Raw genomic sequence first — 23,392 nt, 5'->3', positions numbered from 1 at the left:
TGGGCGTCGGGGTATCAGACCCCCGGCGCCCTTCGGGGTTTCTGTACCCCGAGGAAATGACCCACGTCACGCAGGCCGTCCCCAAGCGCCGCATGGAATTCACCGCCGGCCGCACCGCCGCGCGCGAGGCGCTCTCGGCCCTTGGCGGACCGCTGGTGCCGATCCTGCCCGACGCCGACCGTGTGCCGCAATGGCCGCGCGGCTATGTGGGCTCGATCACCCATTGCGATGATCTGTGCCTGGCCGTCGTCACCCGTGCCGCACGCACGCTGGGGCTGGATGTCGAGGACGATTCCGATCTGCCCGAGGATCTGTGGGACGAGATCCTGCTGCCCGAAGAACGTGCCTCCGTGCTGACCGCGCAACACCCCGGACAAATGGCCAAGCTGGTGTTTTCCGCCAAGGAAGCCGCCTACAAGGCGCAGTTTCCGATCAGCCGCACGCTCTATGGGTTCCACGATATGCAGGTCACCTGGGACCGCGCCGGACAGTTCTCGGCGCGCTTCCGCATCTCGGCTGGCCCGTTCCGGCCGGGCAACGCGCTGGATGGCCGCTTTGCCATCGATTCGGGCCACATTGTGACTGCGGTCACGTTGGCCTGATCCCGAGAAATCCCCAATTTCGCCACATTTGAAATCGCCCCGAAACGAGCGTTTTGCCGAGTTTTTGCCGCATTCAATGGGGCAAATCCGGGCAAAATTGGCCATTTTCGCCCAAATGCGGCGAAACTGTGGCGGTGGTTCCCGCAGGTGAAATGTATTGTTTCCAAACCCGTCCAGCTAAAAGATGGAAAGAATGTGGCGGGCGGGTTAAATTGTGACGTAATCAAGGCAGCTTTCAGACACAAACATGTGTCGGGGGCCGGAAGGTGCCTCATTCTTGTAACCGACCCGGGTCAGTCTATCTGCGCCTGGCGACGTCCACCGTATGAGGGAACCACATGGGCCAGACGTTTTCGATTTCCGCGATCATTGCCGCCGTGCTGCGTCGTTTTTGGCTGATTGTTGCGGTCACTGTCATCGGCTCGGCCGCGGCGGTGATGTATGCGCTCAGCCGTCCGGCCGTGTACGAGGCAACCGCCGTCATCCAGATCGAGATGGCGCAGGTCGAGGAAAATCTGGCCGTTCCCGGCGCTCAGCGTAGCAATGCCGTTGAAACCCGGCTGAAGCTGATCGAACAAAAGCTGATGTCGCGCGACAGCCTGATCGAGGTGATCGAGAAGTTCGACCTGTTCGCCGGTGACGCCGCCATGTCGATGGCGCAAAAGGTCGGCCTGCTGCGTGGCGCCGCCACCATCCAGGAACTGATCGACGCCGAGCAAGCCTGGCGCCCGGACGTGCAGCCCTCGGGGTTGATCATCACCGTCCGCATGGGCGACGCCCAGCTGGCCGCCGATGTGGCCAACGATCTGCTGTCCCGCGTGCTGGTCGAGGGCAAATCGCGCCGCGCCAGCCGCGCCGAGCGGACGCTCGCCTTCTTTGAGGGCGAAGAGGCGCGCGTCAGCGCCGCCATCGCCGAGGCCGAGCAGAAGCTGGCCGATTACAAGACCCTGAATCAGGCGTCACTGCCCGAAAACCTGGTGTCCCAGCAGGGTCAGCTGACCCGGCTGAAGGACAACCAACTGGATATCGAGCGCAAGCTGCTGGACCTGCAAACCAACGCCGACCGCCTGCGCACCGAGGACCTGAACCGCCAGACCACCCTGCTGCGTCAGCAGAAACTGCTGCTGGAGGAGCGGATCTCGATCCTGGCCGCTGCCCTGACCGCCGCGCCCGAAGTTCAGCGCCAGCTGAGCGCGATGGAGCGCGAGCTGACCCAGCTGCAGGACGAGCTGAGCGTCGTCACCACCCGCCGCGCCGAGGCCGCCATGAACCGCCAGCTGGAAAGCCAGAACCAGTTCGAACGCTTCGAGGTGCTGGAAACCGCGATCGTGCCGGAATACCCGGTGTCGTCGGGCCGTCGCAAGCTGGCGATGATGGGGGGCATGGCCTCGCTGATGCTGGCGCTGGGTCTGGCCCTGGGGCTGGAGTTCATGAACGCCCGTGTCCGCACCGCCGCGCAGCTTGAGAAAGAGCTGGATATCCGCCCGGTCGTCGTGATCCCGAACCTTGATCGCCAAAAGGGCCGCCGTCGTCGCCGTCTGGCCTGGATTACCGGCCTGCTGGCACTGATCGCCGGCGCATCGGCCCTGATGAAGGGGCGCGTGCTGGATCTGGTGGATATGCTGAATGTCTTCCGCCGCACCTCGCGGGCGCAGCGCGGCTGATCAATAGCCGTATTCCTCGGTCGGGGCGCCTTCGGCCCCGTTCAGGACCACGCCCAACAGCGGTACGTCCTCGCCCAGTCGGCGCATGACTTCGCGGATTTCGGCAGACTTGGTCTGGTTCCCGCGCGCCACCATCAGCACACCGTCGAACATCTGCCGGAACGCAATCACATCGTCCTGCGCCAAGGCCGGAGGCAGATCGAACAGCACGATATCGGGGGCCAGTTCTGCCTCCATCTGTTCGATGCGGGCGCGGGTGTCCGGGCTTTGCAGCAGCTCGGCGGCATAGGGTTCGGGGCGATCGTTCAGGCCCACGGCCAGCGTGTCACCGATCTTTAGCCCGTTGGGGGCAAAGCGACGGAATTGCTGGTCCGTCCGGCGGGTTCCGCGCAGCCAGTCGCCCATGCTGCCCGGATTGGGAATGCCCAACAGCCCGGCCAGGCTGGGTTTGCGCAGGTCCATATCCATCAGCACCGTCCGGCACGTGTCATAGCGCGACAGCGTGATCGCCAGGTTCAGCGAGACAAAGCTTTTGCCGCACCCGCTGGTCGGCGAGGTGATCGCAACCCGCCGCCACCCCTTTTCGGAAAGCGTCTGCACCAGCCGTGTGCGCAGCACGTCGAACGTGGCATGGGCGGGGTCATGGCGGGTGGCGGTGATGATCAGGTGCTCGTCCATCAGGCGGCCATCCACCGGAATCTGCGGCAGAGCGTGCCAAACATCGCGTTTCGGCGCGGGCTCGGGCGTGCGCAGCGCGGCGCGCACGACGCGTTCTTGCGCCTCCGCCTCTGCGGCGTGGCGGGCGACGCGTTCCAGCAGAGGCGCGGATTTCGCCTCTTTCGGTTGCTCGGTCTCCGTCCGGTTCCGGCGCAGAACGTATTTCACCATTGGCTCAACACCCCCGGTGGGGGCTCCTGTTACATGGTCATCGCGTCAACGACCCGAGGATTTCCCGGGTTTTGTTCACGCCTAACAAACAAAAACACTTAGGCGAAAATAAGCCAGAAACACAGCATTTCCGGTGAACCGCCCTAGATCCCAAAGAGATTGGCCCTGCTGATCGCTTTTTCAACAAACCGCGCCCGGTCGGATTCGGGTTTCCAGCCCAGAACGGCCTTGGGCCGGGCGTTGTCGAACTGCGCATAATGCGCGCGCGACTTCCAATCCGACAGCGAGGGCCGCACCAACCCCTTCTTGCGCAGCACGTATTTCTTGAGCGCGAATTTCACCCCGTCGGCGGCGTAAAAGCTGGTCAGATCGCCCGGCACCACGCGGATTTTCGCGCCCGTCGCCTGATGGATCGCGTTGAAATAGTCCTGCGCGGACATCATCGGCTCTCCGATCAGGTTGAAGGATTGGCCCACGGCGGCGTCCTGCTCCATCATGCGGATCAGCGCGTCGCTGACATCATCGGCCAGCACGAAGGGCAGGTTGTGCCGCCCTTGGCCCCAGATTCGCACCGCGCCCGCGCCATGCCAGCGCCCGATGCCCCAATGCTGCAACGGCCCACCTTCGCCGACCACGATCCCGGGGCGCGCGATGGTGACGGGCAGGCCGCGCTGCTCGTGCATCTCCAGCAGGCGGCGTTCGCATTCCGCCTTGGAGCGGGCGTAAAGGTTCCGCTCCTCCATCTCGCCGAAATCGGTGTCCTCGGTGATTTTTACATCCGGGCTGGACATGTCGTAGGACGCAATCGTGCCGGTGTAGATCAGCCGTTTCACGCCCGCCTCAAGGCAGGCTTCGGCCACGCGCACGGCAACGCCCACGTCGTTTTTCAGCGCGTCTTCCCAGGTTTTGTCCAGCGACTTGGCCAGGTTGAACACCGCATCGATCCCGTCCATCGCGGCGACCAGCCCCGCCTTGTCGGAAAGCGAGACGCTGACCGTCTCTACATGATCCGCGATGTCGTCGAACGGGCCGGTCTTGCCGCGGCTCAGCACCCGCACGTCATGGCCCCGCGCGACCAGTTCGCGCGTCAGGTTGCGCCCGATAAACCCGGTGCCGCCGATCACCATCACGGTGGGCTTCGGCGTGCCCTTTTTCGGCTTGGGGTCCTTGGGCAGTTTCACCTTGGCCAGCGTCGCCTCTAGCGCGCCCATAACCTGTTGCGCGGCGGCCCCGTCATAGCGGGCGTCCATCGGCGTACGGTGGCGTATGGAATCGTAAATCGCGTTCACCGTCCCCCGGAACGACAGCCCATAGGGCGATTTCTGGTTCAGCGAAACGGTCTGCCGCGCCGCATTCACCACGCCTTCGCGCAGGTGCTGCCAGCTGAGATTCAGCTGCTTGAACAGCGGGTTCATCACCAGATCGGCGGTGTTTTCCTGCTGGATCACCAGAGTATCCGCCGCGTAATCCAGCCGCGCCAACCCGGTCGAGCCGCGCACCGTGACCGAGCGGTCGTCGAACACCTCGACCAGCGAGAAATTGAAGGCCACGTCCACAGCCCCCGCCCGCGCCAGCACCCGCCAGCTTTGCGGGCGCACGGCGCCGCCGGGCAGGGTGATGGTCTGGCCGATCTCGGCGGACAGAATCTCCAGTTCGCCCAGCAGGTCGCAGGCAAAGGCATAGGGGTGCGCGCCCAGTTCCAGCAGCATGTTCTGCGGGTCGCGCAGCAGCCACAGGTTATACGGCCCCGCCCGCAGCGGCCCCATCGGCAGTGCCCAGTTCACCTCGACGTTGGACACCTTGCCCAGATCGCCCGCCTGCACCGCTGCCTTCAACCGGCCATAGCTCGGCACCCCGAGGAAGTTATGCCCGGCGGCAAACTGAACGCCCTTTTCCTTCGCGGCTTCGACGATTTCACGGGTCTCGGCCAGGCTCAGCGCCACTGGTTTTTCCACGATGACATGCAGCCCGGCGGCGATGCATTCCAGCGCAATCGCGTGGTGCAGGTTGGGCGGCGTCAGGATGTGTACCGCCTGCACGGCCCCAGCCGCAACCATGTCGGCGACCGAGGTATAAGCCGCCACGCCATACCCCTCGGCCATCCCCTTGGCCGCGGTCGAGGACACGTCGCAGATGCATGCCAGTTCCGCATCCGGGCAGGCGCGGATCGCGTCCGCGTGCCACGTTGCGATATACCCGGCCCCGATCAGGCCCACCTTGATGGCTCCGCTCATCTTGTCCTCACTTATACTCGATCAATCGCATTTCAGCGCCGGTCATGCGGCGTTTGTAATAGGTCAGCATCCCCCAAAAGTTGGGGATTTTCGACAGGCTCAACAAGACGGACAGACGTTTTGCCTCAGCCCGCGTCAGCCCTTCGTGTTGCAGCCCGGAAACCGTGCGGAAGTACGACAGCCCATAGGCGGCCCCTGCGATCAGCAGCACCGGCCAGACCCCCAGCGCCAGCCCGATCAGCGTCACCGCCGGTAGGATCGCGCCAAACACCCAGACGCGTTTGCGCTCGGCCACGAAATGTTCGGGGTGCAGGGCGCCCACCTGCGCGAACCCGTGGCCTGAGCGGACGGCCCGCCGCCACCACTCCGAAAACCGGGTCATGTTGGCGTCATGCATCGTCATCTGTTGCGGCAGTCGCCACAGGGTCTTGCCGGATTTACGCATCCGGGCGCAGAACTCGTCATCCTCGGCGGCGATGACCACGGGGTTGAACCCACCCAGGGCGTCAAACTCCGCCGCGCGCACCATCATGTCGCCGCCACAGGCCGCGATCTCGCCTGCCGGGCGGTGCCATTCGAAATCGGCGATGGCGTTATAGACGCTGCGCTCGGGGTGAATTTCGCGCCGCCAGCCGGTGACGATGCCCAGCTCGGGCCGGGCGTCCAGCTCGGCGGCGGCAATGGCCAGCCAGCCGGCTTGCACGCCGCAATCGCCATCGACGAATTGCACGTAGTCGGGCAGGTCGGGCTTCAACGCCTCGAACCCCGCATTGCGCGCCCGTGCGGCGGTAAACGGGACCGAGGTATCCAGCTCCACCACCTGCACCCCCATGCCGCGCGCCATCTGCACGCTGTCATCGGTGCTACCCGAGTCGACGTAAACCACCCGCTCCGCCTGCGCGACCAGCGAGGTCAGGCAGCGGCGCAACCGCTCCCCCTCGTTGCGGCCAATGGCGACGGCGGCGATCGAGCTCATGCGTCACCTCGTTTCGTGGTGGGCGGGGTGCCCGCGATATAGCCACGCAGCAGGGTGCCCAGCCATGCGGCCTCTTTCTGGATGTCGAACTGATCGAGCACACGGGCGCGCCCGGCCTGACCCATCTCGGCGGCGCGCGCGGGGTCGCGCAGCACCTCGTCCAGCGCGGCGCGCAACGCCTCGGCATCCCCCGGCGGGACCAGACGACCGCTGAGGCCGTTCTGCACCAGTTCCGGCACACCCGCGATCTGGGTGGTGACGACGGGCAGCTCGGCGGCCATCGCCTCCATCAGCACCACCGGCACCCCTTCGGCGAACGAGGGCAGCACCAGCAGGTCGTGTTGCGTCAGCGCCTGCGCCACCTCGTCCTGCGACTTGTAGCCCACGAAATCGACGTGATCGGACAGCCCCATCCGCTGCGCCTGCGCCTCCAGCGCCTGCCGCTCAGGCCCGTCACCGATCAGGGTCAGGCGGAAATCGGGGTGGTCGCGCAGCAGCCCTTGCATGGCTTGGAACAGCACCGGAATGCCCTTCACCGCCGCCAGCCGCCCGACGAACAGCGCCCGCGTGCCGGGACGATCCGAGGGCGGCTGATAGCGCGCAGGCTCAACCCCGCAATGCACGATATGCATTTTATCCCAATGGCTTGGGTCCGAAAACACCATCCCCTGCGACCGGCAGAAATCCGAGATACAGGCGACGAACGACGCCCGCGCGATCTTTTCATCCAGACGCCACCGTATGGGTTCAAAGAAGATGTCCGGCCCGTGCATGGTAAAGCTGTAGGGGATGCCACCGATTTCACGGCACAGCATGGCGACGGTGCAGCTGGCCTTGGCGATGTGGTTGTGCAAATGCTGCACGCCCTGTGCGCGCAATTCATCCGCCAGAACCACCGCTTCGGCAAAGTAGAACAGCTGATACAGCCCCGCCTTCACCCCACCCGGAGACGTCTTCAACGCCAGCTTCAGCCCACGCCACCAGCCACCCGGATTGCGCCGCAGCGCCCCGAAATGGGCGCGCAGCGAGCGTAGCGGACGGGCCGTCGCGGCCAGCACATAGAACGTGTTCGCCGCCTCGGCGCGTTGCTCGGGGCCAACCAGATGTTCGACCCCCGTCCGCCGGATCGAGCATGTCTGCACCTCGAACCCCTGCGTGCGCAGCTGGGCCACTTCGCGCTGGATGAAGGTGTCGGTGGCGCGTGGGTATTCGCCGGTCAGGTAGGCGATCTTCATGCGATATCCTCGGGCTGGGCGGCGGTCAGCGACTGGGCAAAGGCGCGCTCGAATCCGGGCAGGTCGGTGTGGCCCAGCCGTGCCTTCAGCCGGGCGTTGGGGTAGTGCAGCGGCATCATCCGGGCGCGCAGCACCGGCGCGCGCAGGATACCGGGCCGTCCGGGCAGCCACGACAGCAGACGCCCCGCCAGATCGAACAGGCGCCAATGCACGGGGACGATCACCTTGGGCCAGCCCGTCCGCGCCATCGCGTTCAGGAACCGCACCCGATCCGGCAGGTCGTCATCGACCAGGTTCAGCACCTCGATCGCGCCGTCCGGCCCGTCCGGCACCGGGGTTTCCGCCGCGCGCACCAGCGCATCGGCGGCGTGGTCGATATGGCACAGTGGGATTTCCCCGCCCGCCGTCAGCCGCAGCACGATCGGCCCGAAACCCGGCCCGACATGGGCGTTCCACAGCCGCTCCGGCCCGAAAATCGCGCCCATCCGCATCACCCGCAGCTCGCCACCCAGGTCCAGGATCGCATCGGCGGTCAGCTCCTCCTGCGCCAGTTTGGCCCGGCAATAGGCGTCGCGCTGATCGCCCTCGCGCTCCAGCGGAGAGGTCTCGTCGATCACGCCGCCCGGCGTGGCCTCGCCCCCCGAATAGACGGACAGAGAGCTGACCAGCACCATCCTCGGCAGCTCCTCTGCGCCCTGAAGCGCCGCGATCAGGTGACGGGTTCCGGCCAGTGTTTGCGCCTGTTGCTGGGCGTCGTCGCCCGACAGGCTGGCGGCGGCGTGGATCACCGCGTCGATGCCGGTCATGTCCAGCCGCGCCACCGCGTCGGGCTGCGACAGGTCCGCCTCAAGGATCTCGATGGCCTCGTCGCCCTCCCATCCATCCGGGATCACGCCGGCCAGCCGGACCACGGCCACCACGTGATGACCGCGCGCACGGGCTGCCGCGACGGTGGCCCGCCCGACATAGCCCGCAGCCCCGGTGATCAGGATCGTCATCGCGCCCATGGCATCGGCTCCATCGGGTCGCAGCGGGTGGTCATCTGTTGCGCGCCAGTGCTGTCGCCCGCGTTCTGGATCGCCAGCGTCACCTCGTTCAGGTGCAGCGCGAATTCGGCGGACAGACGGCAGGGGCGACCCTCGCGGATCGCCTCCAGCATCTCGGCCGGTCCCAGCGCGAAATTCATCGAGGCCGCGCCCCACCGCCCCACCTTGGGATGCGTCGGCCCGGCCAGCTTGATGCGCCGCCCCAGCGGGTTTTCCAGCAAACGCCGCCTGATCCGCATCCGGCGATGGAATTTCACCTTGGCCCCGTTGTCCCACGCCTTGTGCAGCGCCAGCACGCCCGCGTCACCGATCACCCGGATCTGGTGGTCATGCGGCGCGGCAATCGAACAGGTCAGCCGCGCCACAACGCCGGTCTCAAAGAACAGCGTCGCGACCGAGAAATCAGGCGCCGCCCCGCTGACCCCCAGCTTGTCGGGAATCACATGGGCCGAGGCCGCCGTCACGCTGCGCACCGTGCCGAACATCGCGATCAGCCAGGTCAGGTAATAGCCCGCATGTTCAAGGGTACAGCCGACCTGAAACTCGTCCTCCCACGGCCAGGGCGCGCCGCTTTCGCTGCGCCAGTCCTGCACCGGGGCTTGCGGGATGAAGCCGTCGTCCAGCTCTGCATAGATCAGCCGGGGCACCCCCGCCACGCCGTCGCGCACCGCCTTGGCCAGCGTCTGCGCGGCCTCGGCCAGCACGGAACAGGGGGCCGAGGCCAGCAGCAGCCCGCGTTCGGCCGCCATCTCGTGCAGCTCCAACGCGTGGGCCATGTCCAGCGCCAGCGGCTTTTCCGAATACACATGGTGCCCGGCCATCAGACAGGCGCGGTTCACCTCGTAATGGGCCGAGGGATTGGTCAGGTTCAGGATCACCCCGTCGCGGGGTTGTGCTGCGAACAGCGCCTCAAGGCTGTCCAGCCGGGGCACGTTGTAATGCGCGCAGAACTGGGCCAGCCGCTCGGCCCGCATGTCGTAGACGCCAAGCACGGGAATCCCCGACGCCTGAAGCGAGCGCATGTACAGATCCGCGACGAATCCGCATCCGATCAGGGTGACGCCGCTCATACCCGGCGCCCCTGCGTTTGGAGTTTTGCTGCCATGACCACCCGCATTGTTGCGAAACCGTCGTGTTTACTGCCCATTGCCGCAGAACAGCATAAGAAAATGTCAACAGTTTGTCCCTGACAAAGCCGTTTCGGGGAAAGAGCCTTTGCCTTGGAACGTCCGCCGCCTATTCTGCCAGCGCAAACAAGGGGCGGCTGGGCGTGCAATTCATTATCGGAACCTATCAGCTTGCGGTCAACGTGCCCGACTGGGACGCGCTCAGATCGCATGTTCTGGCCCGGTTTGCCGCGCGTCAGGGGTTTGCGCTGGCCACGCTGAACCTGGATCACCTGGTCAAGCTGCGCACCGATGACGGGTTCCGCGCGGCCTATCAGGCGCAGGATCTGATCGTTGCCGACGGCAATCCCATCGTCTGGATGTCGCGCCTTGCCGGTCAGCCGCTGCAACTGTTGCCCGGCTCGGACATGATCCTGCCGCTGTGCTATCTGGCCGCGCAGGCCGATGTGCCCGTGGCGCTGGTCGGCACCACCCAGCCCAGTCTGGAACGCGCTGCCGCCACGCTGACGAACCAAGTGCCGGGGCTGCGCGTCACCGAATGCATCGCGCCGCCCTTTGGGTTCGACCCGCAGGGGGAGGAGGCCGACGCGATCCTGACCCGCCTGCAAACCGCCGGGATCGGCCTGTGCTTCATCGCCCTTGGCGCCCCCAAGCAAGAGCTGTTCGCCGCCCACGGCCGCACCGTCGCGCCCTCGGTCGGGTTCGCCTCGATTGGCGCGGGGCTGGATTTCCTGTCGGGCCAACAGAAACGCGCGCCGCGCTGGGTGCGCGCCATCCAAATGGAGTGGCTCTGGCGGATGCTGGAAAACCCCGGCCGCCTGTTCATGCGCTACATGCGGTGCTTTCGCATCCTGCCGGGGCACCTGTTTCAGTCGCTCTCGATGCGGGGGCGCAACTGACGGCCTGACGCCCACCGTCACAAAAGTTTCAGCGTTTCTTTAAATTTCCTTGTCGGTCGCCCCGTACCTCGCTCGCTCAGAAAGCGGGGAAACGCATGCTGACCATTCAGAACCTGACCAAGGCATTCGGCGCGAACAAGGCCGTCGACAACGTAAGCCTTCATTTCGACCGTCCGATGATGATCGGCGTGATCGGCGCGTCGGGCGCGGGCAAATCCACCCTGCTGCGGATGCTGAACCGTCTGGAAACCGAGACCTCGGGCACCATCACCTTCGAAGGCCGCGAAATCAGCGCGCTGAAGGGTGGGGACAAGCGCCGCTGGCAGGCCGACTGCGCGATGATCTTTCAGCAGTTCAACCTTGTGCCGCGGATGGATGTTGTTTCCAACGTGCTGCACGGCACGCTGAACCGCCGCTCGACCATTGCGACGATGTTCAACCTCTATCCGCAGGCCGACATCCACCGCGCCATCGACATTCTGGATCGCCTGGGCATCGCCGCCCACGCCGCCAAACGGGCCGAGGCCCTGTCCGGCGGTCAGCAACAGCGCGTCGCCATCGCCCGCGCCGTGATGCAGAACCCAAAGATCGTTCTGGCCGATGAACCGATTGCGTCGCTCGACCCGATGAATGCCCAGATCGTCATGGACGACCTGCGCCGCATCCATGACGAGGACGGCCGCATGGTCATCGCCAACCTGCACACTTTGGACACCGCCCGCCGCTATTGCGACCGCGTCATCGGGATGCGCGCCGGCCGCGTGGTGTTCGACGGAACCCCCGCCCAGCTGACCACCGGCGTGGCGCGGGACATCTATGGCGCGGACGCCTCGTTTTCCGAGGCCGCGACCAGCACCAGCATCGACACGCTGGACCGCCCCACTCAGGCGAAACGGGCCGAAAGGGCCTGACCTTCATCACAATCGGAGAGAGAGACGATGAAAAAACTGATTGCTGCCGTTCTGGCAACCACTGCCCTGACCACCCCGGTTCTGGCGGACGAGATCACCGAATTCCGCATCGGCATCCTGGGCGGTGAAAACGCCCAAGACCGCCTGAACAGCAACGAATGCCTGCGCGCCAAGACCCAGGACCTGCTGGGCGTCGAAACCAAGCTGTTCGCCCCTGCCGACTATAACGGCGTGATCCAGGGCCTGCTGGGTGGCACCATCGACATGGCCTGGCTGGGCGCGTCGGGCTATGCCAAAACCTACCTGTCCGACCCCGAAGCCGTGGAACCCGTGCTGGTCAAGGTCAACAACGACGGCAGCTACGGCTACTACTCCATCGGTTTCGCTCGCAAGGACAGCGGCATCACCAAACTGGAAGACGTCAAAGGCAAAGTCTTTGGCTTCGGCGATCCGAACTCGACCTCTGGCTTCCTGATCCCCTCGATCGAGATCCCGCTGGTGACCGGCGCCACCATGACCTCGGGCGACTACTTCGGCGAAGTCCGCTTCACCGGCGGTCACGAACAAACCATCGTCGCCGTCGCCAACGGTGACATCGACGCCGGTGTGACCTGGGCCGACGGTCTGGGCAACTGGGAAGACGGCTACAGCTCGGGCGCGCTGCGCAAGGCCGTCGACGCTGGCCTGGTCGACATGAACGACCTGGTCGAGATCTGGAAGTCGAAGCCGATCCCCGAAGGCCCCGTCGTTCTGCGCAAGGCCCTGCCGGAAAACGTCAAGCTGAAGATGACCGGCCTGATGGCCTCGCTCAAGTCGATGGACGACGAGTGCTTCTACGGTGTGGCCGCAGGCGACGCCAAAGGCTTCATGCCGATCACCCATGACGCCTATGACGTGATCATCGAAGCCCGCAAGCTGAAGTCGAACTAAGTCGCAACACGGCAGGCCTCCGTCCGGGGGCCTGCCTTTTTTCCGCAGGTTCCCATGGCCGACATTCCCCTGACCCAGGTCCGCGCCGACTACATGGCGATGACCCACCGCAAGCGCCTGTATTCCGGCATCCTGCTGGCTGTTTTCGTGGCGCTGATGGCCTCGGGCTTTGTACTGGCCGACGACCGCAACGCAGGGGGCTTCTGGTCCGGCCTGCACCGCATCTTTGACTTCCCGGCCGAGGTTCTGTCCGAAGCCGCCCAGAAGCTCCCCGATCTGCCCGCGCATATCGTCAAATACGCCCCCTCGCTGATCGAGACGATCAACATCGCCGGCGCCTCGACCCTGATCGGTGCGCTGTTCGCGATGGTGCTGTCGATGCTGGCGACCAAGGGCATGGCCCGCTGGCCCCGCCTGATCCCGCTGTTCCGCCGCGCGATGGACATCACCCGCGCGATGCCGGAAATCGTGGTCGCGCTGGTGCTGATCTTCGTGCTGGGTGGCGGTCCCGTGCCCGCGATGATCGCCATCGCCTTTCACACCACCGGCGCGCTGGGCAAACTGTTTTCCGAGGTGAACGAGAACGCCTCTCTCAAACCCATCGAGGGGCTGCATTCCGTCGGTGCCTCGTGGTTGCAGCGCATGATGCTGGGCGTCGTGCCGCAGGTCGCGCCGAACTACCTGTCCTACGCCCTGCTGCGCTTTGAAATCAACATCCGCGCCTCGGCCATCCTTGGCTTCGTCGGCGCGGGCGGCATCGGCTACGACCTGAAAAACGCCATGAGCTGGGGCAAGGGCCAGTATGACGAGGCCGCCGCCATCTTCCTGCTGCTGTTCGGCACCATCGTGATCGTTGACCAACTGTCCTCGGTCCTGCGCGATCGCCTGACCTACGGCACCCGACTGGAGGCCACCCTATGACCGCTGCCACCCTCAAGACGCAGGCCGACGCGCTGTTCCTGCGCAAGCGCCTGACCGCTTTCGCGCTGCCGCTCGTGATCCTGGCCTATCTGGGCTACATCTTCGTCAGCTTCGACATCCCCGGCCTGGCCGAGCGCGCCAATCTGGAGAACGGCAAGACCCTGATCCGCGACAGCTACAGCTACAAGACCCACGTCACGATGGACAACCGCACGCATCAGGTCGTCTACGCCGTCGAGGGCGAGCGCAAGGGCACCTATCCCGCCGGTCAGCACCCCGATTGGGTCACCGAAAACGGGGCCGAAACCGTGGTCGATCTGAGCCACGGAAACAGCGTACGTTTTTCGGCCGGAATCATACAATTTTCCGGCGGTGACGGTTACGAACTGACCGCGCGCCCCGATAACAAAGGGGTTAACGCAAGCTTTCCGTCGGGCGATCTGCCCGCATGGATCAACGCCTCGAAAAACCGGGTCGTGGTCACGCTGCCCGACGCGCGCCTGACCATCACCCGCAACCGGTCCGAGGTGTTCCGCTATGCCTTCGGCTGGGAACTGTTCTTCTTCACGCTCGACAGCCCCTATCACGGCATGGCCTTTACCGACCTGATTTCGCACGCTTTTTCGGGCGAGGCCGGGGCGATCTTCAGCGACTTCTGGGGCAACGCGATGTGGCGCCACGCCGACGTCGCCTGGGCGATGTTCGAGACGGTGCTGATGGCCTTTCTGGGCACATTCGGCGCGGCCCTGGTCGCCCTGCCGCTGGCCTTTCTGGCGGCCCGCAACTTCACCCCGCTGTTAACCCTGCGCTTCGCCGCCCGCCGCCTGTTCGACTTCTTCCGCGGCGTAGACGCCCTGATCTGGACAATCGTCCTGGCCAGAGCCTTCGGACCGGGGCCGTTGACGGGGGCCTTGGCAATCCTGATCACGGACACCGGCAGCTTTGGCAAGATGTTCTCGGAAGCACTTGAAAACGTTGACGGAAAACAGATTGAAGGGGTCCAGTCGACGGGCGCAAAACCGCTGCAACGGTACCGGTTCGGGGTCATCCCGCAGGTGACTCCGGTGTTTTTGAGCCAGGTTTTGTACTTTCTGGAGTCCAATACCCGCAGCGCCACGATCATCGGCGCAATCACCGGCGGCGGCATCGGCCTGTTGTTGACGCAGGCGATCATCACCCAGAAAGATTGGGAAGAGGTCAGCTATTACATCGTGCTGATCATCGGGATGGTGATGTTGATGGATTGGATTTCGGGCATCCTGCGTCAGAAACTGATCAAGGGCTGAGCGGGTAGGTCGGGATTTTTCGCCTCCGGCGGGAGTATTTGGGATCAGAAAGAATGCCAAGACTTGAAGAAAATCAACCGTTTATCCATGAGGGCGTCGAGCTGACCGAGGTGTCGTTCGGTCGGTTCTGCGAAGTGGGCAAGGGAAGCCGTCTGGCCCATGTGCGGATGGACGATTATTCGTATTGTGACCGTTATGCGGATATCGCGAATGCCGATGTCGGGAAGTTTGCAAACATCGCCAGCTTCGTGCGGATCGGCGCGACGGACCATCCGTGGGAACGCGCGAGCCTGCATCATTTTTTGTACCGTTCGCACGAGTATTGGGACGATGCGGCGCGGGACGAGGCGTTTTTCGAGCGCCGCCACGCCCGGCGCGCGACGATCGGTCATGACACCTGGCTGGGGCACAATGTGCAGGTCAAGCCTGAGGTGACGATTGGGCACGGGGCCATCGTTGCCTCGGGCGCGGTGGTGACGAAGGACGTGCCGCCCTACATGATCGTGGCCGGTGTGCCCGCCGTTCCGCTGCGCGAGCGGTTCCCGCAAGGGATTGGCGAGCGCCTGATCGCGCTGGCGTGGTGGGACTGGGATCATGCCCGCCTGCGTGAGGCACTGATGGATTTCCAGGCGCTGAGCGTCGAGGCATTCCTGGAAAAATACGAGTGAAATCAGAAGGCCGCCGTCACTCGGCGGCCATCTGCATCGGCTGGTCCTGTTGCATGAAGCGGCGCGCGGCCTCGCCCGACAGGTGCGACAGGCAGCCGTTGGCAATCGTCGCTTCGACGGCTTGCGTCGCCTTGTTGATCACCACCAGATCGGCGCGTTTGCCGTAGTCGATCACACCGCGATCGTGCAGGCGCAGGATATGCGCGGGGTTGGTCGAGATCAGCGCCCAGGCGCGCGGCAGGCTCAGCAGGTTGCTTTCGACCAGGTGGAAGGCGGCGCGGGCCAGCGACGGGTAGAAATAGTCAGAAACCAGAGCGGTCACCAGGCGGTCGCGGATCATCTGCACCGCCGGGACGCCGCCAGATTGCGAGCCGCCACGCACCACGTTCGGCGCGCCCATCAGCACCGGGTCGCCCATCGCGGCGGCGGCGGCGGCCGGCGGGCGGCAGGTTGGGAACTCGCAGACGCGGGCGCCGATCATGGCGTAGTGCTCGCGCCCCTCGGCGTCGTGGTCGTCATGCGAGCCATAGGTCACGCCCAGACCGTCAAAGGCTTCGGCCAGTCGGCACAGGTGGCGGGGAACTTCGCGCGTGCGGGCCAGCGCCTGTTTGGCGATGTCGCGCAGGTGTGCGCCGGTCATGCCAAAGCGGGCGGCGTAGCCGGTCAGGGCCTCGTCCGACATCTCGACGGTTTTGACGAGGTGGTTGTTGAAGACCACGTAGTCGATGCCGTGCTTGCGGATCGCGTCCAGCAGGCGGGTCTCGGTGTCGATCATATGCGTTTCATAGCGGATCTGGGCGCGCAGATCGGTCAGGGCGAAGGGACGGTAGGCGCTGAGTGCGTCCAGGAATGTCTCGGCGAACTCGGGGCTGCGCATTCCGCCTTCCCAGCTCCAGCTTTGGGCCAGCCAGGCGGTGGTGATGCCGTTGGCGGCCGCATCGCGGTCGGTGTTGCGCAGGCCGGTGGCGATCGGGAACAATGCCGAGGGGCGCGGCGCTATGTGACGTTCGAACGCGTCGCCGTGCAGGTCGATGATGCCCGGCAGGATGTAATAGCCGCTCAGGTCCACCGCCGGTCGGGGGCCCTTGGAGATGCACCCGTCCTCGATCACCACTGACCTTTCCTGCATCTCTCCGTCACGCAGAACGGTGGCGCCAACCAAGCGCAAAGGGGGGAGCATTCGGGTCATGATTGCAAACTGCCTTAGAACGATTTGCCTTGTTCTAAAGAGGTTGCGTGTCGCGATTGTGACAATGATCGCGCGGATGTAGCGGGTGAAACGCCTAGTCCGCGACCACCAGCGTGATGCGATCCCCGACGAACCAGGTGTGGCCGTATTCGATGGGTCTGCCCGTGGTGTCATGGTTGATGGCGACGGTGCGCAGGATCGGGGCGCCTTCGGATATGCCCAGTTGCAGGGCCTGCGTTGCGGTGGCCGTTTTGGCCGTCAGCCGGGTAGAAGCGCGGGTGTAATCCTCGATCCCGGCGGCGGCCAAGGCCTTGGTGACGGATTGGTGGAACTGCAGATCGGCCAGCAGGTTCGGAAAGGGCTGCGCCGGAAAGACGGAGCGGAACAGGGCCACCGGCGTGCCGTCAGCCAGCGACAAACCTTCGTATACATGGACCGAGGCGCCGGGGGGCAGGGCCAGTGCCTCAGCCTCGTCTTTATCGCTGGGGCGGGTTTGCAGGGTCAGTATGCGCTTGGCGGGCAGGCGTCCGGCCTCGGTCAGGTTCTGGTGAAAGCGGACGCGCTTGCCGATGCGGTAATCCGTCGGCTCGGACAGCACGAACACGCCGGCCCCGCGCCGCGCATGAGTCAGGCCCAGCGTGCCTAGTTCGGCCAGGGCGCGGCGGACGGTGTGGCGGTTGACGCCGAACCGCGTGGACAGCTCGGCCTCGGTCGGCAGTTTGTCACCGGGCCGGTAATGGCCGCTGGCGATTTCATCCATGAGCGTGGCGGCAATCGCGCGCCAGACGGGCGTTTTGGGCATCAAGTGTCACCAAGAATTCACAAAACCCGGGTTGCTTGGCCGGGTGAGTCGGTGCAATATTTGTCTAGTTGTATAGATACGTAGACAAATTGGCAAGGTGTCTAGATGGACGCGAATACAGATCGCAAGGCGTGGATGAGCACGCTGGCAAAAGCACCGGCAGAGCTGCTGTCGCGCCTGTGGGCGGATTTCGGAGAGACCCCGGAGTTCGAATTCCTGCGCACCCCCGAGGTTGGCGGCGCGATGGTGCGTGGCCGGATGGGCGGCACTGGTGCTGCCTTCAATCTTGGGGAAATGACCGTGACGCGTTGCTCGTTGCAATTGGGCAGTGGCGAAGTGGGTCATGCCTATGTGCAAGGCCGTGACAAGGCCAAGGCGCGGATCGCCGCGCTGGTTGATGCCCTGATGCAGGGTCCGCAGGCCGACGTAGTTCGGGCGACGATCCTGACCCCGCTGGTGGATCACTTGCAGACGCAGCGCGCCCTTCGCGCCTCGAAAGCGGCGGCAACGAAGGTGGAGTTCTTCACGATGGTACGAGGAGAGGACTGATGCAGCACGCAGCTTTGTCCGGTGGGTTCAGTCAGGCTCCGCAGCAGTCGGCGCGCGCGTTCCGTGCGGCGATGAACGCAATGGCGCGCCCCGGCACAATCCAGATGGTCGAGGGCGCGACCCCTCCGGCGCCGATGTCGGTGGCGGCGGGCGTTCTGGCGCTGACGCTGCTGGACGCGGAAACCCCGGTCTATCTGGCCGGTGCCCTGGACTGCGCAGCGGTGCGCGACTGGATCACCTTTCACACCGGCGCGCCCTTTGCGAGGCATGAATTCTGTGCCTTTGCGATTGGTTCGTGGGACGACCTGCTGCCCTTGCAGGGCTACCGTATCGGCACCTCGGAATATCCCGACCGCAGCGCCACGCTGATCGTCGAAATGCCCGAACTGACCGCCAGCGGCACCACCCTGCGCGGTCCGGGTATCGCGGAAACGGCGGCGCTGAACTTGCCCGACCCTGCCCTGATGGCGCGCAATGCCGCGCTGTTCCCGCTGGGGCTGGATTTCTTCCTGACACATGGCGACGCGCTGGCGGCCCTGCCGCGCAGCACCAAACCGGAGGTGGCCTGATGTACGTTGCTGTCAAAGGCGGAGAGAAGGCGATCGACGCCGCCCATTCCTGGCTGGCTGAGGAACGCCGGGGCGACACCGCGATCCCCGAGCTGTCGGTCGCGCAGATACGCGAACAGATGACGCTGGCGGTGAACCGGGTGATGGCCGAGGGTTCGCTCTACGATCCCGATCTGGCCGCACTGGCGATCAAACAGGCGCGTGGCGATCTGATCGAGGCGATCTTTTTGATCCGCGCCTATCGCACTACGTTGCCGCGCTTTGGCTACACCCTGCCGATTGAGACCGAGCGGATGGACTGCATCCGCCGCATCAGCGCGACGTTCAAGGACGCTCCGGGCGGGCAGGTGCTGGGGCCGACGTTTGACTACACGCACCGCCTGCTGGATTTCAAACTGGCCGCCGAGGGCGAGGTGCCCGACGCGCCGACCCGCGATACCACCCCCGGCCCAGTGCCTCACATCACCGAATTCCTGAACAAGGAAGGCTTGATCCAGACCGAGGCCGACAGCGACCAGACCCCGCCCGACCTGACGCGCGAACCGCTGGAGTTGCCCGCCGCGCGGGCGCTGCGGTTACAATCGCTGACCCGTGGGGACGAGGGGTTTGTGCTGGGCATGGCCTATTCGACCCAGCGCGGCTATGCCCGCAATCACGCCTTTGTTGGCGAGCTGCGGATCGGTACCTGCGCAGTCGAGATGGAGATCCCCGAGCTGGGCTTCGCCATCGACATCGGCGAGGTCGAGCTGACCGAATGCGAGACGGTAAACCAGTTCAAAGGCTCGAAGGTTGAGCCGCCGCAATTCACCCGTGGCTATGGGCTGGTATTCGGTCAGACCGAGCGCAAGGCGATCTCGATGGCCTTGGTCGACCGTGCACTGCGCTGGAAAGAACTGGGCGAGGACTTCGAAGGCGCCCCGGCGCAGGACGAGGAATTCGTGCTGTACCACGCCGACAACATTCAGGCGACCGGGTTCCTGGAGCATATCAAGCTGCCCCACTACGTTGATTTCCAGTCCGAACTGGAACTGGTCCGCAAAATGCGCGCCGAGGCGACGACGGCCCTGCGGGAGGCGGCGGAATGCGCTTAATCGCCGTCCCCATCTCCGTCCCCGTCGGACCAGCCAACGTCATCGCCGCCATCGGTGCTGACATTCGGATCATAGCGCGGCGGGCGCTTCTTGCGGCCGAACAGGCCCAGCATGCCCGCAAAGGCAACGACAATCGCAATGGTGACGGCGGTGCCCAGCATCGTGCGGCCCTTTGCGCGCAGGAGATCGAACAATGAGCGAAGCCTACAACTTTGCCTATCTGGATGAACAGACCAAACGCATGATCCGGCGGGCCATCCTGAAAGGGTTGGCGATCCCCGGCTATCAGGTGCCGTTTGCCAGCCGCGAGATGCCGATGCCCTATGGCTGGGGCACCGGCGGCGTGCAGGTCAGCGCCGCTGTGCTGACGCCCGAGGACACGATGAAGGTGATCGACCAGGGTGCCGATGACACCACGAATGCCGTCTCAATCCGCAAGTTTTTCCAAAAGACTGCTGGTGTTGCGGTGACCGAGCGGACCTCGGACGCGGATGTGATCCAGACCCGCCACCGCATCCCCGAAGAGCCGCTGCGCGAGGATCAGATCCTGGTTTACCAGGTGCCGATCCCCGAACCCCTGCGCTTTCTGGAGCCGCGCGAGACTGAGACCCGCAAGATGCACGCGCTGGAGGAATACGGCTTGATGCATGTGAAACTGTACGAGGATATCTCGCGCAATGGGGCGATTTCGACGGCCTATGCCTATCCGGTGAAGGTCGAGGGGCGCTATGTGATGGACCCATCGCCGATCCCGAAATTCGATAACCCCAAGCTGGAGATGGCCGCGATCCAACTGTTCGGCGCCGGGCGCGAACAGCGGATTTATGCGCTGCCGCCCTACACCAAGGCCGTCAGTTTGGATTTCGAGGATTACCCGTTCGAGGCCAGCAAGGCCGACCATGCCTGCGATCTTTGCGGCTGCGATACATCCTATCTGGACGAGGTCATCGTCGATGACGCGGGTGGGCGGATGTTCGTGTGTTCGGATACCGATTTCTGCCGGGGACGCCGGGCCGAGGGACATATCGGTGCGCAAGGTGCCCCGTTTGAGGAGGACGCAGCATGACGCCGCTTCTGAAGGTCAACAACCTGTCGAAATTCTATGGCAACCGGATCGGGTGCAATGACGTGTCCTTTGATCTGTACCCCGGTGAGGTGATGGGGATTGTCGGTGAAAGCGGCTCGGGGAAGTCGACGCTGCTGAACTGTCTTGCCGGTCGTCTGGAGCCGGACGCAGGCGAGGTGCTGTTTCATACGCGAGCGGATGGATTGCGCGACACCGTGACGATGAGCGAACCCGAGCGCCGGATGCTGGGCCGCACCGACTGGGCCTTTGTACATCAGCACGCGCGGGACGGGTTGCGGATGGGCGTCAGCGCGGGCGGCAATGTCGGCGAGCGGCTGATGGCCGTGGGCGCGCGCAATTACGGCGACATCCGCGCCAAGGCGATCGACTGGCTGGAACGGGTCGAGATCGCCGAGGACCGCGTGGACGACCGCCCCAGTGCGTTCAGTGGCGGGATGCAGCAACGCTTGCAGATTGCGCGGAACCTGGTGACGGGGCCTCGGCTGGTGTTCATGGACGAGCCGACGGGGGGGCTGGACGTCTCGGTGCAGGCGCGGCTGCTGGACCTGCTGCGCGGGCTGGTGCGCGAGATGGGGCTGAGCGCTATCATCGTGACCCATGACCTGGCGGTGGTGCGGTTGCTGGCGGACCGGCTGATGGTGATGAAATCCGGCCATGTGGTGGAAAGCGGGCTGACCGATCAGGTGTTGGACGACCCACAGCATGGCTATACGCAACTTCTGGTCAGCTCTGTGTTGCAGGTGTGAGGTGGGGGGCTGTCTGCCCCCCACACCCCCCGAGGATATTTGGGAAAAGAAGAAGATGATTGAGATCAGGGACCTGTCGAAAGAGTTCGTGCTGCATAATCAGGGTGGCGCGGTGATCCCCGTGATGGCGGGTGGATCGCTGAGCGTGGCGCCGGGCGAATGCGTGGCGTTGGTCGGGGCGTCGGGCGCGGGGAAATCGACGCTGATGCGGATGATTTATGGGAATTATTTGGCCAATGGCGGCTCGATCCTAGTGGGGGATGTCGATCTCGCACGGGCTGAGCCGCGCGAGATATTGGCGTTGCGCCGCGAGGTGTTGGGCTATGTCAGCCAGTTTTTGCGGGTGGTGCCGCGCGTGCCGACGCTGGATGTGGTGGCCGAGCCGTTGCTGAACGTGGGCGTTGGTGTCGAGGAAGCGCACGAGCGGGCGCGGGATTTGCTGGGGCGGTTGAACATTCCGGAACGGTTGTGGGCGCTGTCCCCCACCACGTTTTCAGGGGGCGAGCAGCAGCGGGTGAACATCGCGCGCGGCTTTGCTCATGCGTTTCCGGCGATGCTGCTGGATGAACCGACCGCCAGTCTGGACGCGAAGAACCGCGAGGTGGTGCTGGGCCTGATTGAAGAGGCCAAGGCGCGCGGGGCGGCGATCATCGGGATTTTCCACGACAAGGCCGCGCGCGAGCGGGTGTGTGACCGCGAGGTCGATGTGACGGGCTTTGCGCCGAAGGCGGTGGCATGACGGGGCGGTTCATCGCGGTTGTCGGCCCGTCCGGGGCGGGCAAGGACACGGTCATGGAGGCCGTTTGTACGCGCCATCCCGAGATTTACCGGGTCACGCGTGTCATCACGCGCAGCCCGGAGGCGGCTGGCGAGGATGCAACCTCGGTCAGTGAGGCGGAGTTTACAGAGATGGTGGCGGCAGGCGCGTTCGCGCTGCACTGGCGGGCGCATGGGCTGGCATACGGTATCCCGGCGAGCGTCGATCAGCACCTTGCCGAGGGGCGGGATGTGCTGGCGAATCTTTCTCGCGCGGTGCTGCCGCTGATGTCAGATCGGTTTGAGCGGTCGATGACGGTGGTCATCACGGCGTCTGCAGATGTGCTTGCGCAGCGCTTGCAGGACCGGGGGCGCGAGAGCGCCGAGGACATGGCCAAACGGCTGGAGCGCGCGGATTTTGCGCTGCCGGCTGGGATTTCGCCTGTCGTGATCCGCAACGAGGGCACGCTTGAGACGGCGGTGGCCGCGTTTGAGGCGGCGCTTCAGCCGGAAAGGGCGTAGCGGTGGATCAGATGGAACATGCCGTCCTCATCCTCGCCCACCAGACAGAGCGAACTGACCACGAAGGGCCGCGGCAGCAGCGGGGCGATCACGGGGTCCATTTGTTGATGCACCGTTTCGGCATGATTGCGGGGCATCTTGCCGGTCAGGGTGATGTGGAAACGGAACTCCTCCATCACGTAGGGGTAGCCCCAGCGCGTCAGCAGTTCCTCTTGCCGGGGCGACAGGTTGGCTTTGCGGCGGCGGAGCAACTCGGCCTCGGACGGGGGGGCGCGAAAGCTGTCCAGATCCCGAACGACGTGGGCGGCGAGGGTGCTGAGCGGGGCGGTGTCGCCTGTCACGGTCAGGGCCAGAAACCCGCCCAAACGCGTCAGCTCCAGCCCGTCCAGCGTCAGCGGACGCAGGATGGCACACAGCGCAGCCACGGCGGCCTCAAGCGCCGGGGAGTCCGTGCCTTCGGCCAGCCGGAACGGCGGTTTGATCGTGCCGTGCAGCCCGTATTTGCGCGGCGTGGCGGTCAGGGCGGCAATGTCCAGCCCCTCGATCACCGGATGTTCGGCGGGTTGGCCCTTGGCCAGATCCCAGCCCAGCCAATCTGCGCCAAATTCGGCAAGCAGGCCGGGCTCGGGCGCGAAATACACGGCGAAACGTTTGAATTTGGTCACGATGTGGCCTCTGTTTTTCTTTGCAAGGC

At 64.9% G+C, this 23,392-nt stretch carries 25 protein-coding genes; 15 read left to right on the top strand and 10 right to left on the bottom strand.

The window, feature by feature from the left end; genetic code table 11:
- Positions 1-56 precede the first annotated feature (56 nt).
- Both E7681_RS02525 and E7681_RS02520 read left to right on the top strand, forming a co-directional pair.
- Positions 57-602 carry a 4'-phosphopantetheinyl transferase family protein gene (locus E7681_RS02525; protein WP_211089754.1) on the top strand — a complete coding sequence of 182 codons (546 nt, stop codon included), beginning with the start codon at positions 57-59 and terminating at the stop codon, positions 600-602.
- A 338-nt stretch (positions 603-940) separates the two neighbouring features.
- Entirely contained in the window at positions 941-2,266 is a 1,326-nt protein-coding gene (locus E7681_RS02520; protein ID WP_136337679.1) for a Wzz/FepE/Etk N-terminal domain-containing protein, read from the top strand.
- Here E7681_RS02520 and E7681_RS02515 read toward each other — a convergent pair whose 3' ends face one another.
- From E7681_RS02515 to E7681_RS02490, 6 genes are all read right to left on the bottom strand, one after another.
- Entirely contained in the window at positions 2,267-3,154 is an 888-nt protein-coding gene (locus tag E7681_RS02515; protein WP_136337678.1) for a CpsD/CapB family tyrosine-protein kinase, read from the bottom strand.
- A gap of 143 nt (positions 3,155-3,297) precedes the next feature.
- Positions 3,298-5,388 carry an NAD-dependent epimerase/dehydratase family protein gene (locus E7681_RS02510; protein WP_136337677.1) on the bottom strand — a complete coding sequence of 697 codons (2,091 nt, stop codon included), beginning with the start codon at positions 5,386-5,388 and terminating at the stop codon, positions 3,298-3,300.
- A 7-nt stretch (positions 5,389-5,395) separates the two neighbouring features.
- Positions 5,396-6,364, bottom strand: coding sequence for a glycosyltransferase family 2 protein (locus E7681_RS02505; RefSeq protein ID WP_136337676.1), 969 nt, complete (start codon positions 6,362-6,364; stop codon positions 5,396-5,398).
- Complete coding sequence (locus E7681_RS02500) at positions 6,361-7,599, bottom strand: glycosyltransferase family 4 protein (protein ID WP_136337675.1); 1,239 nt, start codon at positions 7,597-7,599, stop codon at positions 6,361-6,363. Before E7681_RS02500 ends, E7681_RS02505 begins: the two co-directional genes overlap by 4 nt.
- Positions 7,596-8,606 carry an NAD-dependent epimerase/dehydratase family protein gene (locus E7681_RS02495; protein WP_136337674.1) on the bottom strand — a complete coding sequence of 337 codons (1,011 nt, stop codon included), beginning with the start codon at positions 8,604-8,606 and terminating at the stop codon, positions 7,596-7,598. The genes E7681_RS02500 and E7681_RS02495 overlap by 4 nt, the downstream gene beginning before the upstream one ends.
- Positions 8,594-9,715, bottom strand: a complete 1,122-nt coding sequence (locus E7681_RS02490) for a Gfo/Idh/MocA family protein (protein WP_136337673.1) — start codon at positions 9,713-9,715, stop codon at positions 8,594-8,596. Before E7681_RS02490 ends, E7681_RS02495 begins: the two co-directional genes overlap by 13 nt.
- A gap of 200 nt (positions 9,716-9,915) precedes the next feature.
- Here E7681_RS02490 and E7681_RS02485 point away from each other — a divergent pair, with 200 nt between their 5' ends.
- The 6 genes from E7681_RS02485 to E7681_RS02460 all read left to right on the top strand — a co-directional run bounded on the left by E7681_RS02485 (position 9,916) and on the right by E7681_RS02460 (position 15,387).
- Positions 9,916-10,671: a WecB/TagA/CpsF family glycosyltransferase gene (locus E7681_RS02485; RefSeq protein ID WP_246032389.1), complete on the top strand. Its 756-nt coding sequence runs from the start codon at positions 9,916-9,918 to the stop codon at positions 10,669-10,671.
- 95 nt (positions 10,672-10,766) lie between these two features.
- Entirely contained in the window at positions 10,767-11,582 is an 816-nt protein-coding gene (gene phnC, locus E7681_RS02480) for a phosphonate ABC transporter ATP-binding protein (RefSeq protein WP_136337672.1), read from the top strand.
- A gap of 27 nt (positions 11,583-11,609) precedes the next feature.
- A complete protein-coding gene (phnD, locus tag E7681_RS02475) occupies positions 11,610-12,512 on the top strand; it encodes a phosphonate ABC transporter substrate-binding protein (RefSeq protein ID WP_136337671.1) in 903 nt (300 codons plus the stop codon).
- 54 nt (positions 12,513-12,566) lie between these two features.
- On the top strand, positions 12,567-13,433 hold the full coding sequence (phnE, locus tag E7681_RS02470) for a phosphonate ABC transporter, permease protein PhnE (RefSeq protein ID WP_136337670.1): 867 nt from the start codon (positions 12,567-12,569) through the stop codon (positions 13,431-13,433).
- The gene (phnE, locus tag E7681_RS02465; RefSeq protein WP_136337669.1) at positions 13,430-14,719 is read left to right on the top strand and encodes a phosphonate ABC transporter, permease protein PhnE; all 1,290 of its coding nucleotides are present in this window, start codon (positions 13,430-13,432) and stop codon (positions 14,717-14,719) included. The genes phnE (E7681_RS02470) and phnE (E7681_RS02465) overlap by 4 nt, the downstream gene beginning before the upstream one ends.
- Before the next feature lie 53 nt (positions 14,720-14,772).
- Positions 14,773-15,387 (top strand): LbetaH domain-containing protein, encoded by a 615-nt coding sequence (locus E7681_RS02460; protein ID WP_136337668.1) that lies wholly within the window; start codon positions 14,773-14,775, stop codon positions 15,385-15,387.
- Positions 15,388-15,403: 16 nt separating this feature from the next.
- On the opposite strand, the gene E7681_RS02455 is transcribed toward E7681_RS02460, so the two are convergent.
- Positions 15,404-16,576, bottom strand: a complete 1,173-nt coding sequence (locus E7681_RS02455) for an alpha-D-ribose 1-methylphosphonate 5-triphosphate diphosphatase (protein WP_136337667.1) — start codon at positions 16,574-16,576, stop codon at positions 15,404-15,406.
- A gap of 94 nt (positions 16,577-16,670) precedes the next feature.
- Positions 16,671-17,378 (bottom strand): phosphonate metabolism transcriptional regulator PhnF, encoded by a 708-nt coding sequence (gene phnF / locus E7681_RS02450; RefSeq protein ID WP_136337666.1) that lies wholly within the window; start codon positions 17,376-17,378, stop codon positions 16,671-16,673.
- Positions 17,379-17,483: 105 nt separating this feature from the next.
- On the opposite strand from phnF, the gene phnG reads away from it, so the two are divergent.
- The 3 genes from phnG to E7681_RS02435 are packed head-to-tail and all read left to right on the top strand — an operon-like array spanning position 17,484 to position 19,587.
- Positions 17,484-17,927 carry a phosphonate C-P lyase system protein PhnG gene (gene phnG / locus E7681_RS02445; RefSeq protein WP_136337665.1) on the top strand — a complete coding sequence of 148 codons (444 nt, stop codon included), beginning with the start codon at positions 17,484-17,486 and terminating at the stop codon, positions 17,925-17,927.
- Positions 17,927-18,496, top strand: a complete 570-nt coding sequence (gene phnH / locus E7681_RS02440; protein WP_136337664.1) for a phosphonate C-P lyase system protein PhnH — start codon at positions 17,927-17,929, stop codon at positions 18,494-18,496. Before phnG ends, phnH begins: the two co-directional genes overlap by 1 nt.
- Positions 18,496-19,587 (top strand): carbon-phosphorus lyase complex subunit, encoded by a 1,092-nt coding sequence (locus E7681_RS02435; RefSeq protein WP_136337663.1) that lies wholly within the window; start codon positions 18,496-18,498, stop codon positions 19,585-19,587. The genes phnH and E7681_RS02435 overlap by 1 nt, the downstream gene beginning before the upstream one ends.
- Here E7681_RS02435 and E7681_RS02430 read toward each other — a convergent pair.
- Complete coding sequence (locus tag E7681_RS02430) at positions 19,584-19,781, bottom strand: hypothetical protein (protein WP_136337662.1); 198 nt, start codon at positions 19,779-19,781, stop codon at positions 19,584-19,586. The two genes, E7681_RS02435 and E7681_RS02430, sit on opposite strands and share 4 nt — an antisense overlap.
- Between E7681_RS02430 and E7681_RS02425 the strand changes: the two genes are divergently transcribed.
- Genes E7681_RS02425 through phnN form a run of 4 tightly spaced genes read left to right on the top strand, consistent with a single transcriptional unit; the run spans position 19,781 to position 22,698 of the window.
- Positions 19,781-20,653, top strand: coding sequence for an alpha-D-ribose 1-methylphosphonate 5-phosphate C-P-lyase PhnJ (locus tag E7681_RS02425; protein ID WP_136337661.1), 873 nt, complete (start codon positions 19,781-19,783; stop codon positions 20,651-20,653). The two genes, E7681_RS02430 and E7681_RS02425, sit on opposite strands and share 1 nt — an antisense overlap.
- Positions 20,650-21,420, top strand: a complete 771-nt coding sequence (phnK, locus tag E7681_RS02420) for a phosphonate C-P lyase system protein PhnK (protein ID WP_136337660.1) — start codon at positions 20,650-20,652, stop codon at positions 21,418-21,420. The genes E7681_RS02425 and phnK overlap by 4 nt, the downstream gene beginning before the upstream one ends.
- A 55-nt stretch (positions 21,421-21,475) precedes the next feature.
- Positions 21,476-22,159 (top strand): phosphonate C-P lyase system protein PhnL, encoded by a 684-nt coding sequence (gene phnL, locus E7681_RS02415; protein ID WP_136337659.1) that lies wholly within the window; start codon positions 21,476-21,478, stop codon positions 22,157-22,159.
- On the top strand, positions 22,156-22,698 hold the full coding sequence (gene phnN / locus E7681_RS02410) for a phosphonate metabolism protein/1,5-bisphosphokinase (PRPP-forming) PhnN (protein WP_136337658.1): 543 nt from the start codon (positions 22,156-22,158) through the stop codon (positions 22,696-22,698). Before phnL ends, phnN begins: the two co-directional genes overlap by 4 nt.
- On the opposite strand, the gene E7681_RS02405 is transcribed toward phnN, so the two are convergent.
- The gene (locus E7681_RS02405; RefSeq protein WP_136337657.1) at positions 22,680-23,363 is read right to left on the bottom strand and encodes a DUF1045 domain-containing protein; all 684 of its coding nucleotides are present in this window, start codon (positions 23,361-23,363) and stop codon (positions 22,680-22,682) included. The genes phnN and E7681_RS02405 overlap by 19 nt on opposite strands.
- Positions 23,364-23,392: the final 29 nt, after the last annotated feature.

Origin of the sequence: Thalassobius vesicularis, assembly GCF_004799325.1 — a bacterium.
GTDB classification, from domain to species: Bacteria; Pseudomonadota; Alphaproteobacteria; order Rhodobacterales; family Rhodobacteraceae; genus Thalassobius; species Thalassobius vesicularis.
Note: the sequence above shows the minus strand (reverse complement) of the source record. Positions and strands in the feature narration are given on the sequence as shown.

Bases quoted from the DNA above. Each gene is read 5' to 3' on its own strand.
- phnH (WP_136337664.1), top strand. From the start codon at position 17,927: ATGCAGCACGCAGCTTTGTCCGGTGGGTTCAGTCAGGCTCCGCAGCAG.
- phnE (WP_136337670.1), top strand. From the start codon at position 12,567: ATGGCCGACATTCCCCTGACCCAGGTCCGCGCCGACTACATGGCGATG.
- phnN (WP_136337658.1), top strand. From the start codon at position 22,156: ATGACGGGGCGGTTCATCGCGGTTGTCGGCCCGTCCGGGGCGGGCAAG.
- phnK (WP_136337660.1), top strand. From the start codon at position 20,650: ATGACGCCGCTTCTGAAGGTCAACAACCTGTCGAAATTCTATGGCAAC.
- E7681_RS02500 (WP_136337675.1), bottom strand. From the start codon at position 7,599: ATGAAGATCGCCTACCTGACCGGCGAATACCCACGCGCCACCGACACC.
- phnG (WP_136337665.1), top strand. From the start codon at position 17,484: ATGGACGCGAATACAGATCGCAAGGCGTGGATGAGCACGCTGGCAAAA.
- E7681_RS02510 (WP_136337677.1), bottom strand. From the start codon at position 5,388: ATGAGCGGAGCCATCAAGGTGGGCCTGATCGGGGCCGGGTATATCGCA.
- E7681_RS02520 (WP_136337679.1), top strand. From the start codon at position 941: ATGGGCCAGACGTTTTCGATTTCCGCGATCATTGCCGCCGTGCTGCGT.
- E7681_RS02425 (WP_136337661.1), top strand. From the start codon at position 19,781: ATGAGCGAAGCCTACAACTTTGCCTATCTGGATGAACAGACCAAACGC.
- E7681_RS02525 (WP_211089754.1), top strand. From the start codon at position 57: ATGACCCACGTCACGCAGGCCGTCCCCAAGCGCCGCATGGAATTCACC.
- E7681_RS02505 (WP_136337676.1), bottom strand. From the start codon at position 6,364: ATGAGCTCGATCGCCGCCGTCGCCATTGGCCGCAACGAGGGGGAGCGG.
- E7681_RS02460 (WP_136337668.1), top strand. From the start codon at position 14,773: ATGCCAAGACTTGAAGAAAATCAACCGTTTATCCATGAGGGCGTCGAG.
- E7681_RS02515 (WP_136337678.1), bottom strand. From the start codon at position 3,154: ATGGTGAAATACGTTCTGCGCCGGAACCGGACGGAGACCGAGCAACCG.
- E7681_RS02435 (WP_136337663.1), top strand. From the start codon at position 18,496: ATGTACGTTGCTGTCAAAGGCGGAGAGAAGGCGATCGACGCCGCCCAT.
- phnD (WP_136337671.1), top strand. From the start codon at position 11,610: ATGAAAAAACTGATTGCTGCCGTTCTGGCAACCACTGCCCTGACCACC.
- E7681_RS02455 (WP_136337667.1), bottom strand. From the start codon at position 16,576: ATGACCCGAATGCTCCCCCCTTTGCGCTTGGTTGGCGCCACCGTTCTG.
- E7681_RS02490 (WP_136337673.1), bottom strand. From the start codon at position 9,715: ATGAGCGGCGTCACCCTGATCGGATGCGGATTCGTCGCGGATCTGTAC.
- phnE (WP_136337669.1), top strand. From the start codon at position 13,430: ATGACCGCTGCCACCCTCAAGACGCAGGCCGACGCGCTGTTCCTGCGC.
- phnL (WP_136337659.1), top strand. From the start codon at position 21,476: ATGATTGAGATCAGGGACCTGTCGAAAGAGTTCGTGCTGCATAATCAG.
- phnF (WP_136337666.1), bottom strand. From the start codon at position 17,378: ATGCCCAAAACGCCCGTCTGGCGCGCGATTGCCGCCACGCTCATGGAT.
- E7681_RS02495 (WP_136337674.1), bottom strand. From the start codon at position 8,606: ATGGGCGCGATGACGATCCTGATCACCGGGGCTGCGGGCTATGTCGGG.
- phnC (WP_136337672.1), top strand. From the start codon at position 10,767: ATGCTGACCATTCAGAACCTGACCAAGGCATTCGGCGCGAACAAGGCC.